The 18,879-nt window shown below is 33.8% G+C and carries 14 protein-coding genes; 12 read left to right on the top strand and 2 right to left on the bottom strand.

The window, feature by feature from the left end; genetic code table 11:
• The first annotated feature begins 10 nt into the window (after window positions 1–10).
• The 5 genes from uxaC (at window position 11) to AAEO59_RS01945 (ending at window position 6,462) form a co-directional block, all read left to right on the top strand.
• The gene (gene uxaC, locus AAEO59_RS01965) at window positions 11–1,420 is read left to right on the top strand and encodes a glucuronate isomerase (protein WP_341699065.1); all 1,410 of its coding nucleotides are present in this window, start codon (window positions 11–13) and stop codon (window positions 1,418–1,420) included.
• 115 nt (window positions 1,421–1,535) lie between these two features.
• Complete coding sequence (locus tag AAEO59_RS01960) at window positions 1,536–2,558, top strand: sugar kinase (protein ID WP_341699064.1); 1,023 nt, start codon at window positions 1,536–1,538, stop codon at window positions 2,556–2,558.
• Between the two features lie 11 nt (window positions 2,559–2,569).
• Complete coding sequence (locus tag AAEO59_RS01955; RefSeq protein ID WP_341699063.1) at window positions 2,570–3,241, top strand: bifunctional 4-hydroxy-2-oxoglutarate aldolase/2-dehydro-3-deoxy-phosphogluconate aldolase; 672 nt, start codon at window positions 2,570–2,572, stop codon at window positions 3,239–3,241.
• Window positions 3,242–3,381: 140 nt separating this feature from the next.
• The gene (locus AAEO59_RS01950) at window positions 3,382–4,824 is read left to right on the top strand and encodes a tagaturonate reductase (RefSeq protein WP_341699062.1); all 1,443 of its coding nucleotides are present in this window, start codon (window positions 3,382–3,384) and stop codon (window positions 4,822–4,824) included.
• A gap of 24 nt (window positions 4,825–4,848) precedes the next feature.
• On the top strand, window positions 4,849–6,462 hold the full coding sequence (locus tag AAEO59_RS01945) for a UxaA family hydrolase (RefSeq protein WP_341699061.1): 1,614 nt from the start codon (window positions 4,849–4,851) through the stop codon (window positions 6,460–6,462).
• A 202-nt stretch (window positions 6,463–6,664) separates the two neighbouring features.
• On the opposite strand, the gene AAEO59_RS01940 is transcribed toward AAEO59_RS01945, so the two are convergent.
• Window positions 6,665–7,690 carry a LacI family DNA-binding transcriptional regulator gene (locus AAEO59_RS01940; protein WP_341699060.1) on the bottom strand — a complete coding sequence of 342 codons (1,026 nt, stop codon included), beginning with the start codon at window positions 7,688–7,690 and terminating at the stop codon, window positions 6,665–6,667.
• Between the two features lie 331 nt (window positions 7,691–8,021).
• Between AAEO59_RS01940 and AAEO59_RS01935 the strand changes: the two genes are divergently transcribed.
• The 7 genes from AAEO59_RS01935 to AAEO59_RS01905 all read left to right on the top strand — a co-directional run bounded on the left by AAEO59_RS01935 (window position 8,022) and on the right by AAEO59_RS01905 (window position 17,997).
• Window positions 8,022–9,452 (top strand): glycoside hydrolase family 28 protein, encoded by a 1,431-nt coding sequence (locus AAEO59_RS01935; RefSeq protein WP_341699059.1) that lies wholly within the window; start codon window positions 8,022–8,024, stop codon window positions 9,450–9,452.
• A 73-nt stretch (window positions 9,453–9,525) separates the two neighbouring features.
• Window positions 9,526–10,758, top strand: coding sequence for a glycoside hydrolase family 88/105 protein (locus AAEO59_RS01930; RefSeq protein WP_341699058.1), 1,233 nt, complete (start codon window positions 9,526–9,528; stop codon window positions 10,756–10,758).
• Window positions 10,759–10,785: 27 nt separating this feature from the next.
• Entirely contained in the window at window positions 10,786–12,009 is a 1,224-nt protein-coding gene (locus tag AAEO59_RS01925) for a glycoside hydrolase family 88/105 protein (protein ID WP_407934912.1), read from the top strand.
• A 207-nt stretch (window positions 12,010–12,216) separates the two neighbouring features.
• A complete protein-coding gene (locus AAEO59_RS01920; RefSeq protein ID WP_341699057.1) occupies window positions 12,217–13,842 on the top strand; it encodes a glycoside hydrolase family 43 protein in 1,626 nt (541 codons plus the stop codon).
• A 7-nt stretch (window positions 13,843–13,849) separates the two neighbouring features.
• Complete coding sequence (gene pelA / locus AAEO59_RS01915; RefSeq protein WP_341699056.1) at window positions 13,850–15,883, top strand: pectate lyase; 2,034 nt, start codon at window positions 13,850–13,852, stop codon at window positions 15,881–15,883.
• Between the two features lie 2 nt (window positions 15,884–15,885).
• On the top strand, window positions 15,886–16,617 hold the full coding sequence (locus AAEO59_RS01910; RefSeq protein ID WP_341699055.1) for a rhamnogalacturonan acetylesterase: 732 nt from the start codon (window positions 15,886–15,888) through the stop codon (window positions 16,615–16,617).
• 18 nt (window positions 16,618–16,635) lie between these two features.
• Window positions 16,636–17,997, top strand: coding sequence for a glycoside hydrolase family 28 protein (locus AAEO59_RS01905; RefSeq protein WP_341699054.1), 1,362 nt, complete (start codon window positions 16,636–16,638; stop codon window positions 17,995–17,997).
• 86 nt (window positions 17,998–18,083) lie between these two features.
• Here AAEO59_RS01905 and AAEO59_RS01900 read toward each other — a convergent pair whose 3' ends face one another.
• Entirely contained in the window at window positions 18,084–18,626 is a 543-nt protein-coding gene (locus AAEO59_RS01900; RefSeq protein ID WP_341699053.1) for a sigma-70 family RNA polymerase sigma factor, read from the bottom strand.
• Between the last annotated feature and the right edge of the window lie 253 nt (window positions 18,627–18,879).

Raw genomic sequence — 18,879 nt, 5'->3', positions numbered from 1 at the left:
GAAAATTATAATGAGCACTTTCATAAACGATAACTTTTTATTAGAAAATAAATTCGCAGAAGAATTATATCATAATTATTCTAAAAATCAACCTATTATTGATTACCATAATCACTTAAATCCTCAGTTTATTGCTGAAGACAAAATCTTCAATAATATTACTGATGTTTGGATCAAAGGAGATCACTACAAATGGAGAGCGATGCGTACTTTAGGTATCAACGAACAATTTGTAACTGGTAACGGTTCTGATAAAGATAAATTTTTAAACTGGGCAAAAACAGTTCCTTATACAATGCGTAACCCATTGTACCACTGGACACACTTAGAATTGGCTCGTTATTTTGATATCTACGATTTATTAAACGAAAAATCAGCTGAAAGAATCTACGACGAAACTTCTGCTAAAGTGAATTCTGCGGAATACAGTACAAGAAATTTACTTCGTAAAGTAAATGCTGAATTAGTTTGTACAACTGAAGATCCTATCGATAGTTTGGATTTTCACGAGCAATTAGCTAAAAGTGATTTTAAAACTACTGTAAGTACAGCTTTCCGTCCTGATAAAGCCATCTTAATTGCAAATGATGGTTATAACGAATATTTGAATGCATTAGGACAAAAAGCTTCCATCGAAATCAATACTTATGCTGATTTGCAAGCGGCTTTAAGAAACAGAATTGAGTATTTTAATGCGAATGGTTGCCAACTTTGTGACCACGGATTAGACCAAATTTATTTTGAAAATTATACTGAAAGCGAAGTGGCTGCTATTTTCAAAAAGAAAAGAGAAAACCAATCGATCAACAATGAAGAAGCATTGAAATTCCAAAGTGCTATTTTAGTGTTCTTATGTGAAACGTACCATGAATTTGGATGGGTTCAACAATTTCACTTAGGAGCTTTGAGAAACAACAATGCTCGTATGCACCGTGTTTTAGGACCTGATACAGGATGGGATTCAATTGGTGATTATCCACAAGCTCAAAAATTATCTGCATTCTTAAATGCTTTAGATAGTAAAGATAAATTGACTAAAACTATTATCTATAACTTAAATCCTGCTGATAACGAAGTGATGGCTACTATGATTGGTAACTTCAACGACGGAAGTGTTAGAGGAAAAGTGCAATTTGGTTCAGGATGGTGGTTCTTAGACCAAAAAGACGGAATGACAAAACAATTAAACGCTCTTTCTAATATGAGTTTGATTAGCTGTTTTGTTGGAATGTTGACAGACTCAAGAAGTTTCTTGTCATTCCCAAGACACGAATATTTCCGCCGTATTCTTTGTAATCTTTTAGGAGATGAAGTAAAAAGAGGTGAATTGCCTGCTTCTGAAATGGAATGGATTGGAAAAATGGTTTCTGACATTAGCTATGGTAATGCCAAGGAATATTTCAAATTTCCGGTAAAATAATTAAAGTATAATTTATAAAAATATATTTCACTTGAAATCGTCATGATTCAATTATTAAGAATATAAACGAAGAATGACGATTACATATTCCTTATAAAAAAAATATTAACTACATATGAAAAAAGTAGTCACTTTTGGAGAAATTCTACTGCGTTTGTCTACAGATAGACATTTGAGGTTTGCTCAGGCTGAGTCCTATAAAGCGACCTATGGTGGAGGAGAATTTAATGTTGCTGTTTCGCTTGTAAATTACGGGATGCAGGCAGAATTTGTTACTAAAGTACCTAATAATGAATTAGGGAATTGTGCTATTCACGAAATGCGCAAACTGGATGTAGATTGTCAAAATGTAATGAAAGGTGGGGATCGTTTAGGGATTTATTTCCTTGAAACAGGAACCAGTACTCGCGCAAGTAATGTAATTTACGATAGAGCTAACAGTTCAATGTCTACTTTGAAAAAAGGAGAATTTGACTGGAAAGAAATTTTAAAAGGAGCTACCTGGTTTCACTGGAGCGGAATTACTCCGGCTCTTTCTGAAACAGCAGCTGAAGCTTGTTTTGAAGCTATTAAAGTAGCTCACGAATTAGGTTTGACTATTTCAACCGATTTAAATTACCGTTCAAAACTTTGGAATTATGGTAAACAACCTAAAGATGTGATGCCGGAAATGTTAAAGTACAGTAATATTATCTTAGGAGACATAGATACTGCTAACTTTATGTTAGGTTTGGATAAGGTTGATCCTGATTATCAAGAAGTTCATACATTGCCTGCTTTGTATAATGAGATATTTAAACTTTGTCCTGAATTAAAATACATGTCAACTACTTTACGTTATTCTGTAAGTGCTTCTCACCAACGTATCGGAGGAATCCTTTATGATGGAAAAGAAGTATTTAAAGCAGCTGTTCAGGAAGTAACACCTGTTGTAGACAGAGTTGGTAGTGGTGATGCTTTCATGGGAGGTTTAATCTATGGTTTAAACGAAGAACCATTGGATAAACAAAGAGCTTTAAACTTTGCAGTGGCAGCTTGTTGTTTAAAACACACGATTTACGGAGATTATAATTTAATTACTAAAAGCGAAATTGAAAAATTACTTGATGGTGATTTCACAGGTAAAGTTTCAAGATAAAAAAAGATAAAATGGCTCAATTTACACGTATAGAAGTTGCAACTGCAATGAAAGAAACAGGGATGATTCCTTTGTTTTTTAGCAATGATTTGGAATTAAGTAAAAATGTTTTGAAAGCTTGTTATGATGGTGGCGCCCGTTTGATGGAGTTTACTGCCAGAGGAGATTTTGCTCATGAAGTTTTTGCTGAATTGACTAAATATGCTATCAAAGAATTGCCTGGAATGATTATGGGAGTTGGTTCAGTAACGGATGCCGCTGCTGCTTCATTGTATATGCAATTAGGAGCTAACTTTATTGTTACTCCGGTATTCAGAGAAGATATTGCTATTGCTTGTAACCGTAGAAAAGTATTATGGTCTCCTGGTTGTGGAACTTTATCTGAAATTGCCAGAGCTGAGGAGTTAGGATGTGAAATCGTGAAATTATTCCCAGGAGAAATCTACGGGCCACAATTTATCAAAGGAGTTAAAGGTCCATGTCCTTGGACTAATATCATGCCTACCGGAGGTGTTTCTACTGAAAGGGATAATTTGAAATCTTGGTTTGATGCCGGTGCTTATTGTGTGGGTATTGGGTCACAATTAATTTCTGCTTCCGTTTTACAAAGCAAAGATTATGTTGGTTTAGCTCAGAAAGTAAAAGAAACATTAGCAATTATTAAAGATCTTAGAAATAAATAAAAGAATAAACATTGATTTGGGACTTAATTCTGAGTATATTTAAGTCCCTGATTAATGTTAATATATATTTTTAATTGATCAAATAATGTAATCGATTGCATTGTTTGGTCAAATTTTCAAATAATTTTATTAGTATAAAAATGGAAAAATTAAATAGAAAAAATAGAGGATTAGAAAAATTAAACCCGATAAAAGTAGTTCAGTTTGGTGAAGGTAACTTTTTAAGAGCTTTTGTTGATTACGCTTTTCAAAGATTAAACAATGAAGTTGATTTCAATGCCGGTATTGCAATGGTTCAGCCATTAGCAGGTGGTATGGTAAACATGATAAATGAGCAGGATGGTCTTTATACTCTGTTTATGAATGGAATCAAAAAAGGAGAAAAGATTCAGGATATTCAATTGATTTCTAATGTTGTAAAAGGAATCAATCCTTATACTGATTTTGCTGATTATTTGGCTTTAGCCAAAGAAGAAGAATTACAATTTATTGTTTCAAACACTACTGAAGCAGGAATTGAATTCGTTTCAACGGATACTCCGGATATGCAACCACCAGCTGCATTCCCAGCAAAGTTGACTCTTTTGTTATTGGAAAGATTTAAACATTTCAACGGAGATGCTTCTAAAGCAGTTACAATTATTCCTTGCGAATTGATTGATTATAATTCAGAAGCCTTGAAAAAATGTATTTTACAATATTGTGATTTATGGAATTTAGATCCAGCATTTAAAAAATGGGTTTCAGAAGATTGTACGTATCACAGTACTTTGGTGGACAGAATTGTTCCTGGGTATCCAAGAGCTGAAATTGAAGAATACAACAGCAAATTAGATTATCAAGATAATTTAATTGTTGCTGCTGAGCCATTCTTCCTTTGGGCTATCGAAGGAGGTGACGATTTAAAAGCAAAATTACCGTTCCATAAAACAGATTTGAATGTTAAGATTGTTGACGATATTCGTCCTTTCAAAATGATTAAAGTTCGTATTTTGAACGGTGCACACACGGCAATGGTTCCCGTTTCTCTTTTATTTGGTAACAAATTAGTTATGGAAACTGTTAATGGTGATTTTACTGGTCCATTTGTAGATAATGTAATCAGTGAAATTAGCGAAACGCTTCCGATGGATAAGAATGAAATCACTGCTTATGCTGAAGAGGTAATGGATCGTTTTAAAAATCCATTTATCAAACACGCTTTGGCTGATATTGCTTTAAATTCGATTTCAAAATTCAAAGTTAGAGTTTTACCAAGTTTATTGGGTTATTATAATAATACAAAAACACTTCCTACTAGTTTGACTTTCTCATTAGCTTGTTTGATCCAATTCTACAAAGGAATTTGGAATGATGAAGCTTTACCAGTTAAAGATACTCCTGAGTTAGTAGAAGCATTCAAAAAAGCTTGGGAATTAGGAAGTTTAGAATCAGTAGTACCAACAGTGTTAGCTAATACGGATTTCTGGGATCAGGATTTAAATAAAATCGATGGATTGTCACAAGCTTTAGTGCTTGCATTAACTGAAATTGAAGCCAACGGTATTCAACAAGGCTATATCAATTTTTCTCAAAAAAACTAAGAAATAAAAAAATCAAGTTAGAAGATGCAAAAGAAATTAATAAAAGTAAATCCTGCCGATAACGTAATTGTCGCTTTAACCGATTTGGTACAAAACGAACAAATTTCGTTTGAAGGAACTATCGTCACACCAATAACTGATGTTAAAGCAAAACATAAAATCACAGAGAAAGATTTTAATGTTGGTGATGAGATAATAATGTACGGAGTTTTGGTAGGAAAAGCGGTATTGCCAATAAAAAAAGGTGAAGTAATTACTACTGAAAATGTAAAACATCTAAGTGAAAAAGTTTACGGTAAAACCGGAAATTTAGGTTGGACTCCACCAAACGTAGATCGTTGGAAAGACAAAACTTTCAACGGATACCACCGTGCTGATGGGCAAGTAGGAACTAAAAACGTTTGGTTATTTATTCCATTGGTTTTTTGTGAAAATAAGAATATCGAAAAACTAAAAGATATTTTCGAAAACGAGTTACTACCAAAGAAAGAAGTTTCATATAAAAAATTGTTACGTTCTTTAATTGAAGAGAAAAGTGTAGAAGAAGTTTCCGATAGATATAGAGATGAAAATCTATTAGATAATGTTGAAGTGAAATTTATCAATCACCAAGGTGGTTGTGGAGGAATTCGTCAAGATTCGGAATTGTTAGCAAAACTACTTGCTGGATATGTAAATAATCCAAATGTTGCCGGTGCAACTATTTTAAGTTTGGGTTGTCAAAATTTACAGGTTAGTATTTTTCAAGATGCTTTGAAAAAAATGAGTCCTAATTGTGATAAAGAAATCTTGATCTATGAACAACAACAAATTGGAACTACTGATCAAATGTTTCAAATGGTGATTAAAGATTCTTATGAAGCGATTAAAAGAGCTAACAAAATTGAACGTAAACCTGCTCCAGTTTCAAAACTAAGTATTGGTTTAGAGTGTGGTGGATCTGATGGATTTTCAGGAATATCTGCAAATCCTGTATTAGGAGTTGTTTCAGATATTTTTGCAGCTTTGGGAGCTAAATCTATTTTGGCAGAGTTCCCAGAATTATGTGGTGTTGAGCAAGAATTGATGAACCGCTGCGTGACCGAAGAAAAAGCAGATAAGTTTTTATCATTGATGAAAGCTTTTGAAAAATCAGTCGTTGATGCAGGTTCAGGATTTGATATGAACCCATCTCCGGGGAATATCAAAGACGGATTGATTACTGACGCTATGAAATCGGCTGGAGCTTCTAAAAAAGGAGGAACTGCACCTATTGTTGATGTTTTGGATTACGGTGAATACATTTCACAACCAGGATTAAACCTTTTAAATACGCCAGGGAATGATGCCGAGTGTACTACAGGATTAGTTGGTTCAGGAGCAACGGTTGTTTTATTTACCACAGGTTTAGGAAATCCAATGGGTAATCCGGTAGCGCCTGTTGTAAAAATTGCTTCAAATACAGCATTAACTAATAGAATGTCGGATATTATCGATTTCAATGCTGGGACTGTAATTACTGGAGAAAAAAACATCACCGAAGTTGGTGAAGAATTAGTAGATTATATTATTGAATTGGCGAGCGGAAACGTAGAAACAAAAGCAGACCAGTTGAAACAAGACGTATTTATTCCTTGGAAAAGAGGAGTATCTTTATAAAGATTGTTTTTAGATTTTGTTTTTAGTTGAAAAGGGAGGTTGTTTTTTTAAAACGCCTCCCTTTTTTTATGTTTTCTTTTTAGCTTTAAGAAAAAGACCGCAGATTACTTCGTCTATTCGCTATCGCTCAGGTCACCGATTATAAAATTAAAATAAGCGAATTTGCGGTAAATTTTATCGTATTTGGATCAAATTAATGGTATTATGCAATTCTTGTCGAAGATTGTCTAATCAACAATTTCGGCATTAAAACCACTTTGTTTTCTGATTTTTTGTTGTCGCTGTTGTTGATTTTTTCTAAAAATACCTGAGCAGCCATTTTTCCCATTTCTAATGGAGATTGGTCAACGGTAGAAATAGACAATTCCATGAATTTGGTAAAAGGTTCGTTTCCGAAACCAAAAACACAAAAATCTTCCGGGATTTTGATGCCGTGTTCTTTTAATCTTTGAATGGCTCCTAAAGCGGCAAAATCACTGGTAGAAAAAATAGCGTTTGGCGGATTTTCCAAGGCTAATAATTTTTCTACAGCATCTCTTCCTTCGGTAACATTACTTTTTATAGAAATAATATAATCCGGGTTAATGGGGATATTATTATCAAGTAAGGCTTTTTCGTAACCTCTGTAGCGGTCTTCGTAAATTTCTAACGAACGGTCTCCTGAGAAATAAGCTATTTTTTTGCAGCCTTGTTCTATAAGGTGTTGGGTTGTTTGGTAAGAAGCCAGATAATCGTCAATAGTTACCGAACTCACATTCTTCATTTCTTTTTTTCGATCAAAAAAGATTAAAGGAATGTTTTTTTGGATAACACGTTCTATGTAGTGATTGTCTTCTTTTGGTAGATTAGAAATAGACATAAAAATGCCATCAACCTGAGCATTTAATAAGGTGTTGACGTTTTCAACTTCACGATTTTCGTCTTCATGGGTTTGACAAATGATAACCTGATAACCCTCAGGATGTAAGCCTTCTTCAATCCCCCGGATTACTGATGCGAAAAAATTAGTATTAATGCGAGGAACAATAACGCCTACATTGTTGCTTTTTCCGCTTCTTAATGCTAGTGCTAATTTGTTTTGCTTGTAATTCATCTTATTAGCCGTTTCAAGGACTAATTTTCTGGTGCTTTGACTGATTTTTGGGTTATTATTCAAGGCTCTCGAAACGGTTGCAGCAGTAATATTTAGCGCTTTGGCAATGTCATAAATTGTTGTTTTTCCACTCATTATTATTCGTCTATCTCGGTAAAAATACTATATTTTTTTATATAATTATTGGTTTGCTATTGATATTGATTTCATTTTAAAATCAAATTCAAGTTTTTACTTTTGTTTTTTAACTAAAATACAGTTTTGTAATATTTTACGAATTAAAAGTATATTTTTTTATTAAGTAAAATAATTACTCTTTTTTTTATGTAAATCTATTTTTTTTAATCAATTTTATAGTTTAAATAAAAAAATAAGTATAGCTTTGTGCAATCGATTACATAAAAACAACCGATTTTCGACAAAATAACTTTTGAATTTCAATTTAAACTTTTTTAAAATTTTAACCATGATGAATAAATATTATAGTTTTCTTATTTGTTTTTCTATGTTTTTGATTTTTTCAACTAATTGTTTAGCACAAAAAGGAGATAAAGCCATTTTAGCAAATCCGTGGAAAGTTAAACAGCAAATTGAGAAAGTTGTCGTTGTTCCTGTCTTTGCAAATAAAAACTATAGTATTATTGATTTTGGAGCAAAAAGTGGCGGTGTCGTAAATAATTCAGAAGCTTTCAAAAAAGCAATCGAAAGCTGTTCTAAAAATGGAGGAGGTAAGGTAGTTGTTCCGGCTGGAAAATTTTTAACAGGTCCCATCCATTTGGATAATAATGTGAATTTGCATTTAGAAGACGGAGCTGAAATTTTGTTTAGTACAAAATCTTCTGATTATCCTTTGGTGAAAACTACTTTTGAAGGAACAGAATGTATGAATCATTCCCCCTTAATTTATGCTTATAATAAAAAGAAGGTAGCTGTTACCGGAAAAGGTGTTTTGAATGGTCAGGCTGATAATGACAATTGGTGGTACTGGTGCGGAGCAAAACAATATGGATGGATTGAAGGGAGGGGTAATCAAAATGATCCTCAAAATCGAATTCGTTTAGTAGAATCGGGTGAGCAAAATGTTCCGGTTGAACAAAGAATTTATGGAGAAGGCTCTTATTTGAGACCCAGTTTTGTAGAGTTTTTTGAATGTACGGACGTTTTAATAAAAGATGTGAAAATTATTAATGCGCCTTTTTGGGTGATTCATCCGATGAAATCCACTAATGTAACGGTAGATGGTGTTACGGTGGAAAGTCACGGTCCTAATAACGACGGTTGTGATCCGGAATATTCTAAAAATGTAATCATTAAAAATTGTACATTTAATACTGGGGATGATTGTATTGCAATAAAAGCGGGCAAAGATGGTGATGGAAGACGCGTAGCAATGAAAAGCGAAAACATTATTGTTCAAAACTGTAAAATGCTAGATGGTCATGGCGGAGTGGTAATGGGAAGTGAAATGACGGGTGGAATTAAAAATGTTTTTGTTGAAAATTGCACTATGGATAGTCCTAATTTAGACAGAGCCATTCGTATCAAATCTAATTCCAGAAGAGGAGGAATTGTAGAAAATGTTTTTGTTAGAAATATTAAAGTTGGTCAGGTAAAAGAAGCTGTTTTGAGAATCAATATGTTTTATAATGTGTATGGAAATCAAACCGGTAATTATATTCCTCAAGTCAAAAATGTAATTCTGGAAAATGTAAAAGTTAAAGATGGAGGTAAATTTGGTGTTTTGGCCAAAGGTTATGCCGAGTTGCCTATTGAAAATGTTTTGTTGAAAAATGTAACAATTGATAAAGTTGGAGAGGCTTATTCAATCGAAAATGTTAAAAATATCCAATTTGTAAATACGTTTATCAATGGTCAAAAAGTAGAAAGTCCTCAATAATTTTGAAATGAGGATTGGCTGTTGACCACAGATGGTTCAGAAGAATTGAATGTTCACAATAAAATATAGTATGATGAAAAAACTTTCTTTGTTTGTGTATTCGGGTTTTGGGATATTTACCATTTGCATTTTGTTTTTATGTTGTAAACCAATTGAGAAAACAAAAGTAGCAGCAGTAAATAAACAAGAGCAATTCATTTCTGATAAGCTAAAATGGTCAGAAAGAATGGCATTGTCAATTATGAAACGTCATCCTAAAGCCTGGCAGATTGATAATCATGAAAAACCCAAATGGGATTATAAGATTGGCATGATTTTAACGGCTTACGAAAAGTTGTATGCAAAAACAAAAGACCCAAAATATTTCACTTACATAAGAGACTATGCCGATACATTAATTGACAGTACAGGATCTTTTGCAAATTTTAATCCGAAGGATCATAATATTGATTTTATAAATGCCGGAAAAATTCTTTTTGGTCTTTATAATAAAACGCATAATCAGAAGTATTTAAAGGCTTTGCAAACATTGCGAAACCAGTTTGTGGATTATCCACGAACGGCTTCGGGGGGATTTTGGCATAAAGCAATTTATCCTAATCAAATGTGGTTAGATGGTCTATATATGGGGCAACCTTTTTATGTAAGATATACTGTCGAGTATGAAAAAGGTCAAAAATTAGACGATGTGGCGCATCAATTTGAGTTGCTTCGTAATCATGCTTACGATACAACAACAGGGTTGTTTTTTCATGCCTGGGATGAAAGTAAAAAAATGCCTTGGGCAAATAAAGAAACAGGTACAGCTCCGCATATTTGGTTAAGAGCTTTGGGTTGGTACGGCATGGCTTTGGTGGATGTGTTGGATTATTTTCCAAAAGACCACCCAAAACATAAACAATTAGTGGGTTATTTGAATGAGTTAGCCAGTGGAGTGACTAAATATCAAGATGTTTCGGGATTATGGTATCAAGTGCCTAATTTACCAAATAGAGCAGGTAATTATTTAGAAGCATCTGGTTCTTCAATGTTGGTTTACGCTATTGCTAAAGGGGTGCATAAAGGCTATTTGCCTAAAAAAATGAAAAAAGTGGCTCTTAAAGGTTTTGATGGATTGACATCAAAATTGATAAAAGTGGACCGCAATGGCGAAATACATATCACGCAAGTGTGTGCAAGTGCAGGTTTAGGTGGGAATCCATATCGGGATGGTTCGTATGAATATTATATGAGTGAAAAAATTAAAGTGGACAATTCACACGGATTGGGTGCTTTTTTATTGGCAGCAATCGAATTAGATAAATAATAAAACAACAAATTAAAACATAACATGATGAAATTAATGAGAGTAAAACAATTTTTATTTACGTTTATTTTGATAGGTGCATTAGGATTGACGAGCTGTAAATCGCAGTCAAATGCAACTTCGACAACAAAGGATTTGACATCTTCAAAACTAAAATGGTCAGAAAAAATGGCTTTGACGTTAATGATGCGTCATCCTAAAGCATTTCAAATTGATGATAGAACTACTGCAAAATGGGATTATGTTCATGGTTTAGTAGCTAGTTCTATAGAGGAATTGTACAAAAAAACTAAAGACGAAAAGTACTATGAGTATGTAAAAGGATATGCAGATGCTTTAATAGACGAAAATGGTAAGATTGCTACTTATGAAATGGATAAGTACAATATTGATATGGTTGTAGCAGCTACTATCTTGTTTGATATTTACGATAGAACAAAAGAGAATAAGTATTTAGTTGCTATGCAAACCATCAGAAAACAATTGGATAATCAACCAAGAACGGCGAGTGGAGGCTTTTGGCACAAACAAATTTATCCTAATCAAATGTGGTTAGACGGTTTGTACATGGGACAACCATTCTATGCACAATATACAACTACGTTTGAAAATGGTAAATATCTTGATGATGTAGCTAAACAGTTTGAATTACTTGAAAAAAATGATAAAGATCCTAAAACAGGATTGCTATACCACGCTTGGGACGAAAGTAGAAAAATGCCTTGGGCAGATAAAGTTACCGGAAAATCACCTAATTTCTGGTCACGTGCTTTAGGATGGTATGCTATGGCTTTAGTGGATGTTTTGGATAATTTCCCGAAAGAACATCCAAAACAAAAAGAATTAGTAGGATATTTGAACGAATTGGCGGTAGCCTTGGAAAAAGTACAAGATAAAAAAACAGGATTGTGGTATCAGGTAACAGATATGGCGGGTAGAGAAGGGAATTATCTGGAAGCTTCAGGTTCTTCTATGTTTGCTTATGCTTTAGCCAAAGGGGTTAACAAAGGTTATTTACCGGCTAAATTTAAAAAAGTAGCTAATTTTGCTTTTGACGGATTGACTACTAAATTAATCAGAGTAGATGCCGATGGAGGAATTACCTTAACACAGTGTTGTCAGGTGGCAGGTTTAGGAGGAACTCCATATCGTGATGGTTCTTATGAATATTATGTAAACGAGAAAAAGAAAGATAACGATCCTAAAGCTACAGGTCCATTTATCTTAGCAGCAATCGAATTAAACCGATAATTTCAACACCATAAAACTATATTTACCATTAGGAAAATAAGAGCGTTTAGACTTAATTCTCTTAATTTCTTAATGGTTTGTTTTAAATTGTCTTTACTTATATGAACCTGAATTAAATGTAGTTATAAGCCAATAAAACTTCAGTTTTAAACTTATATGACATATTTGGTAAAGAAAAAGATAGTACTTAATATTTAATTTTCTTCTATGAAGTTTCTAATTAATGGACTTGCAGTAGGTTTAGTTATTTTTTCGAGCCATATAATTGTTGCTCAAAAGACAAATGAAATCTCTAAAGTTTGGATAGCCGATAATGGCGACGGTACTTATAAAAATCCCATTTTACATGCCGATTATTCTGATCCCGATGCCATTTGTGTGGGAGAGGATTATTATATGACAGCTTCTTCTTTTAACTGTATTCCCGGATTGCCTATTTTGCATTCTAAGGATATGGTAAATTGGGAATTGGTGAATTATGCACTACCAAAACAACCTCCTTTTGACGTTTTTGATAAACCGCAACATGGAAACGGAGTTTGGGCGCCTTGCATTCGCTATCACAACGAAGAATTTTATATTTATTATCCTGATCCTGATTACGGAATTTATATGATTAAGACTAAAGATCCAAAAGGACTTTGGTCAGCACCATTATTAGTAAAAGAAGGAAAAGGGATTATAGATCCTGCTCCATTTTGGGATGAAGACGGAAAAGCCTATTTAGGATTTGCTTTTGCGGGAAGCAGGGCAGGAGCTAAGAGTTTGCTGGCTGTTTGTACGATGAATCAGGAAGGTACTGTCGCTAACGATGATGCGGTTATGGTTCTTGATGGCCATCTTGATGAAGCAACTGTTGAAGGGCCTAAGTTGTACAAACGCAATGGTTATTATTACATTTTTGCGCCGGCAGGAGGTGTTCCTACAGGTTGGCAAACCGTTATGCGTTCAAAAAATATCTTTGGACCTTATGAAAAACGAAAAGTAATGGACCAGGGGAAATCGCCTATTAATGGTCCACACCAAGGAGCATGGGTGGATACACCATCCGGTGAAGACTGGTTTTTTCATTTTCAGGACAAAGGGGCTTACGGAAGAATTGTGCATCTGCAACCTATGAAATGGGTAAATGACTGGCCTGTTATAGGAATGGATAAAGACAAAGACGGAAAAGGAGAACCTGTTTTGACGTACAAAAAACCGAATGTTGGCCAAACATATCCAATAAGGACTCCGCCGGATTCGGATGAGTTTAATGCAACAAAATTAGGCTTGCAATGGCAATGGCATGCTAATTATCAGGTGTATTGGGGAATGCCTACATCAATGGGATACTATACTATGTTTTGTCGTCCAATGCCTGAAAAAGCAGTGAATTTATTTGATGTACCAAATATTTTATTGCAAAAATTCCCTGCTGATGAATTTACCGCTACTGCAAAAATGACTTTCAATGCACGTTTTGACGGTGAAAGTGTTGGTTTGGTAATCCTTGGTTTAGATTACAGTATGTTGAAGGTAAAACAACAAAAAGGGGAGTTATATATCTCTCAGGTAACTTGTAAAAATGCCGATAAAAAAGGCGTGGAAACCGAAAATAAAGCCGTGAAATTAGGGGATAAATCATTTTATCTTCAGGTGAAAGTAAAAGAAGGCGGAATATGCAGTTTCTTTTATAGTTTGGATGGTAAAAAATTCCAGCCATTAGGCGAAGATTTTAAATCCCGTGAAGGAAAATGGATTGGAGCCAAATTAGGTTTTACGGCACTTAGAGAAGGAACTATAAACGATGCCGGAAGTGCAGCAATTGATTGGTTTAGATTTACAAAATAAATAAACGATGAATAATTTTTTTAAGGCAATTATTGCCCTTTTTCTGGGTTTAGTTTCGATTATAAATTTACAGGCTCAGGTTTTGGATAAATCCTGGAGCAGTATTACAAGTATGAATAATGATGCTTGGTATGCTTCGGTCGAAGCCAAGGCAGTTGCCGAAAATGTATTACTGTATCAACGAAACATTGGAGGATGGCCAAAGAATATTCAAATTCAAAAACCGCTTTCTGATGCTCAAAAGAAAGAATTGCAGGTTCTTAAATCTTCAACAGAAGGTTGTACTACCGATAATAATGCCACCACTCAGGAAATGCTTTTTCTTTCAAAAATCTATAAACAACAGCCTGATGAAAGATATAAGAAAGCTTTTCTTGCTGGATTGGATTATTTGTTAGAAGCGCAATATGCTAGCGGTGGATGGCCACAATTTTATCCTTTGAAAAAAGGCTATTATACCCATATTACCTATAATGATGATTCGATGGCGAGAATTCTAATGGTTTTGAAAGCGATTAAGGATAAAACCGATTTCTATTCAATAAAACCATCTGATGAAATTGTTGCCAAAGCTAAGATAGCTTTTGATAAAGGAATTGATTGTATTATAAAAACGCAATACAAACAAAATGGGGTTTTAACTGCTTGGTGTGCTCAGCATGACGAAACCACTTTATTGCCGGCTAAAGCACGTGCTTATGAATTACCGTCTTTGAGTGGGAAAGAATCGGCTAAGATTGTGTTGTTGTTAATGTCAATCGAAAATCCGTCAAAAGAAGTAATTACTGCGGTTGAAGCGGCAGTGGTTTGGTTTGAAAAAGTAAAAATCACCGGTTTTAGAGAAGATAAGGTTTTGAAAGATGGTAAAATAATTGACAAAAAAATGATTCCAGATGCTACAGCTCCTGATCTGTGGGCTCGTTTTATGGAGTTAGATGATAATAAACCATTTTTTTGCGACAGAGACGGAGTTAAGAAATATTCGTTATCTGAAATTGGAGATGAGCGCAGAAATGGTTATTCCTGGTACACTAATGAGCCTAAAGAGGTTTTGAAAGCTTATGATAAGTGGAAAAAAAAGCTTTCAACTGAAATGAAATCGGCACCAAAAACGGGAATGAAAGCTCCCAAGGATGAATACAATATAATTGTTGCCCAAGATGGCAGCGGTGATTATAACAGTATTCAGGAAGCGATATACAATTCGCCTGCTTTTCCATACCAGCGTGTAACGATTACGGTTAAAAACGGAATTTATCATGAAAAAGTGCGAATTCCGGAATGGAACACGAAGATTTCTTTAATTGGCGAAAGCAAAGAAAACACTATAATTACTTTTGATGATTATTTTGGAAAAATCAATTTAGGTCGCAATAGTACTTTTTTGACACCAACAGTTTTAGTTGAAGGAAATGATTGTAAAATCAGTAATTTAACGATACAAAATACTGCAGGTCCTGTAGGTCAGGCTGTAGCTTTATCTGTAGAGGCAGACAGAGTAGTAGTTTCTAATTGTATTTTGTTAGGAAATCAGGATACATTGTATGTTTCGGGAGAAGGATTTAAGCAATATTTTAAGGATTGTTTTATTGAAGGAACGGTAGATTTTATTTTTGGCAGCGCGACAGCGGTATTTGAAAATTGTGATATTCATGCCAAAAGTAATGCTTATCTAACAGCTGCGTCTACACCTGAAAGTTCTAAATACGGTTTTGTATTTATGAATTGTAAATTGACTGCGGGTGAAAAATCAACCGAAGTTTATCTAGGACGTCCTTGGAGGATCAATGCTAAAACGGTCTATCTGAATTGCGAAATGGGTAAACATATCAGGAAAGAAGGTTGGAACAACTGGTCTAAAGCCGATGCTGAAAATGCTTCTTTTTATGCAGAATACAATTGTACTGGTCCCGGATTTCAACCTGAAAGTAGAGTTGCTTGGTCACATCAGTTGACAAAAACAGAAGCTAAAGAATATACTTTAGATAAAATTCTGGGAAATACAAACAGTAAATCAAATTGGTATTCAAATTTTAAATAATTATGAAAATTAAATTATTCTTTTTCTTGTTGCTAACTACAGCTTGTTTTGCTCAAAAAATAACCGTTTACACCATTGGAGATTCGACAATGGCTAATAAATCCAATCCAACGGAAAATCCGGAACATGGATGGGCTCAGGTTTTACAGCAGTATTTTGATGATAAAGTGGTAATTGATAACCGAGCTCAAAATGGTAGAAGTACCCGAAGTTTTATCAACGAAAAACGTTGGGATGCTATTTTGCAAACTTTGAAAAAAGGAGATTATGTTTTTATCCAATTTGGGCATAATGATGAAAAAGAAAATAAACCCGGCGTTTATACTAATCCGCATACGGCTTATCGCCAAAATTTGATTCGTTTTGTAACCGAAGCTCGTGCTAAAGGAGCAACTCCCGTTTTGTTCTCGTCTATTGTGAGAAGAAATTTTAATGCAGAAGGTACTTTGGTAGATACGCATGGTATGTATCCAATGGAAGCGCGATTAGTCGCTACCGATTATAAAGTGCCGTTTATTGATTTGCAATATTTAACCGAGTTATTGGAGGAATCGTATGGTATTGAAGGTTCTAAAAAACTGCATTTGCATTTTAATGCTGGAGAAAGTGCTTTTTATAAAACCGAAAAACATGACGATACCCATTTGTCATTATTAGGAGCAACAGAGATTTCAAAATTGGTTATTGCCGAATTGAAAAAAACCGATTTGGATTTGAAAAAACACATTAAGTAAAAACTAATACTGAATAACATGAAAAATAGTATTCTTTATTTCGTCACGATTTTGTCATCTTTCAATATGCTTTTGGCGCAAACAGCTCCTAAAAATACGGCAGTTGAAATAGAAAAAATCGTAAGTGGTATTCAGTTGCCTTCAATTCCAAATTATAAAATTGATGTGACGCGATTGGGAGCCAAAGGTGATTCGGTGACCAATTGCAAAGCGGCTTTTGATAAGGCAATGAAAGCCTGTTTTAAAAAACAAGGCGGAACCATAATTGTTCCTAAAGGTGTTTATACTATTAATGGTCCAATTCATTTTGTGAGTAATGTGAAATTACATTTGGAAGCTGGGGCTAAAATTCGTTTTGGTTCCAATCTAAAAGATTATCCTTTGGTATTAACCAGTTGGGAAGGAACCATGTTGTATAATTATAGTCCGCTGATTTATGGAAATAATGTAGAAAATGTTGCCATAACCGGAAAGGGAATTATTGATGGAGAAGCTAAGAATACCTGGATAAAATGGAAGCCATTGGAAGAAAAAGACAAGCAGTTAAGCAGAGACATGAATCATAGAAATGTTCCTGTAAAAGAACGTGTTTTTGGTGATGGACATTTTTTAAGACCGCAATTGATACAGTTTGTCAATTCTAAAAATATTTTAATCGAAGATGTAAAAATCGAAGATTCTCCGTTTTGGTGTGTTCATTTATTGAAATCCAGAAGTATCACTATTCGTGGATTAAAATATGATGCTCAGAACAATAATAATGACGGGATTGATCCGGAATATTCGAGTGATATTTTAATTGAGAAGGTTCAGTTTGATAACGGTGATGATAATGTTGCTATAAAAGCAGGACGCGATGATGAAGGTCGTTCTAATGTAGATACTCCTTCGGGAAATATTGTTATCAGAAATTGCGAATTTAAAGGATTGCATGCTGTTGTTATAGGCAGCGAAATGTCAGCGGGAGTTCGCAATGTGTATGTTGATAATTGTAAAGCCAGAGGTTATTTAAAACGAGGGATTTATATTAAAACCAATTCTGATAGAGGTGGTTATGTAAAAGATCTCTATTTTTCTAATATTGCTTTAGGAAAAGTAGAAGATTGTATTTATATGACTGCTAATTATCACGGCGAAGGTAGTGGGTTGTATCCGTCAAAAATATCAGATATTTCAATATCAAACCTGAGTTGTGAAGCAGCTTCTAATGCGGCTATTATTATTGAAGGTTTTCCACAGCAAAAAGTGGAGAATGTAATTTTGGACAGAATTACTGTAAACTCAGCTAAAAATGCAATGACATTGATAAATACTAAAAACATTAGTGTTAATGAAATTGTAATTGGAGACAAAATAGGTGTGCCAAGTTCAGTGAAATAGTTTTTTCAAATGTTTTAAAAAATAAAATCGGGATGTGACATGTGTGACATCCCGATTTTATTTTTTAGAATAAATAGTTTACAAGTTTAATTTTTAAATAAGAAATACAATATTGTTGTTATTGAGCCTGTATTTTCAAACTCTCTTAAGAAAGCATAAGCCCTTTTCATTTGTGTTTTTACTGTATTAACCGATATGTTGTACATTTCTGCAATTTCGGCATAACTGTGACCTTCTACTACATGCGATACAAAAATTTCTCTTCTGGCTTGGGGAATTTTATCGACTAAAGTAAGGATTTTAGGTTTTTTATTTTCTTCCCCTTTTTCAAAAACTATTTGTTCTTCCATTTTAGGAAGTACTATTTTTTTGTTGTCTTCTAAACTTATGGTTTTGTGTTTTTCCAGATATTGAAGGCTTAAATTTTTTACTGCTCTTGTTGCATAAGCCTTAAATGATACGGTGAAATTTAAAGATTCCTCTTTTTCCCATAAATAAATAAAAAAGTCCTGTACGACATCTTTCGCCGCATCTTTGTCCTTAGTTATGTTAAAAGAAACTAAAGATAGATAGACAAAATGCTCTTTGTACAGGCTTTCAAAAATATTTAAATCCTTATCAAACGACATTTGGAAATTTGATTTATTTGTTTTGTAATGGATTACAATGAGTCAAAAGTAAAATAAAAAGTTTGTTTTTTTTTGATATATGTAAAAATAAGTAAAAAAAATTAAGAATGCTGTCACCCTAAAATATTTTTTTTCTAACATAAGTTTAACATCATTCTAATTATTAAAGTTTATGAAGGTGTGTTTAAAAAAACAAAAAAGGAATAGTAACTGTTAAATCAATGTAAACATGAGATGAAAAGTAATTAAGAGT

The sequence above is a fragment of the Flavobacterium flavipallidum genome (assembly GCF_038289905.1).
Taxonomy (GTDB): domain Bacteria; phylum Bacteroidota; class Bacteroidia; order Flavobacteriales; family Flavobacteriaceae; genus Flavobacterium; species Flavobacterium flavipallidum.
This window is presented reverse-complemented; position numbering and strand designations above follow the sequence as displayed.

What these genes read in the sequence shown, in the direction of transcription:
- AAEO59_RS01900 (WP_341699053.1), bottom strand. Translation starts at nt 18,626, where the DNA reads ATGTCGTTTGATAAGGATTTAAATATTTTTGAAAGCCTGTACAAAGAG.
- AAEO59_RS01930 (WP_341699058.1), top strand. Translation starts at nt 9,526, where the DNA reads ATGAAAAAACTTTCTTTGTTTGTGTATTCGGGTTTTGGGATATTTACC.
- AAEO59_RS01960 (WP_341699064.1), top strand. Translation starts at nt 1,536, where the DNA reads ATGAAAAAAGTAGTCACTTTTGGAGAAATTCTACTGCGTTTGTCTACA.
- AAEO59_RS01945 (WP_341699061.1), top strand. Translation starts at nt 4,849, where the DNA reads ATGCAAAAGAAATTAATAAAAGTAAATCCTGCCGATAACGTAATTGTC.
- AAEO59_RS01925 (WP_407934912.1), top strand. Translation starts at nt 10,786, where the DNA reads ATGAAATTAATGAGAGTAAAACAATTTTTATTTACGTTTATTTTGATA.
- AAEO59_RS01910 (WP_341699055.1), top strand. Translation starts at nt 15,886, where the DNA reads ATGAAAATTAAATTATTCTTTTTCTTGTTGCTAACTACAGCTTGTTTT.
- AAEO59_RS01920 (WP_341699057.1), top strand. Translation starts at nt 12,217, where the DNA reads ATGAAGTTTCTAATTAATGGACTTGCAGTAGGTTTAGTTATTTTTTCG.
- AAEO59_RS01935 (WP_341699059.1), top strand. Translation starts at nt 8,022, where the DNA reads ATGATGAATAAATATTATAGTTTTCTTATTTGTTTTTCTATGTTTTTG.
- AAEO59_RS01905 (WP_341699054.1), top strand. Translation starts at nt 16,636, where the DNA reads ATGAAAAATAGTATTCTTTATTTCGTCACGATTTTGTCATCTTTCAAT.
- uxaC (WP_341699065.1), top strand. Translation starts at nt 11, where the DNA reads ATGAGCACTTTCATAAACGATAACTTTTTATTAGAAAATAAATTCGCA.
- AAEO59_RS01950 (WP_341699062.1), top strand. Translation starts at nt 3,382, where the DNA reads ATGGAAAAATTAAATAGAAAAAATAGAGGATTAGAAAAATTAAACCCG.
- pelA (WP_341699056.1), top strand. Translation starts at nt 13,850, where the DNA reads ATGAATAATTTTTTTAAGGCAATTATTGCCCTTTTTCTGGGTTTAGTT.
- AAEO59_RS01940 (WP_341699060.1), bottom strand. Translation starts at nt 7,690, where the DNA reads ATGAGTGGAAAAACAACAATTTATGACATTGCCAAAGCGCTAAATATT.
- AAEO59_RS01955 (WP_341699063.1), top strand. Translation starts at nt 2,570, where the DNA reads ATGGCTCAATTTACACGTATAGAAGTTGCAACTGCAATGAAAGAAACA.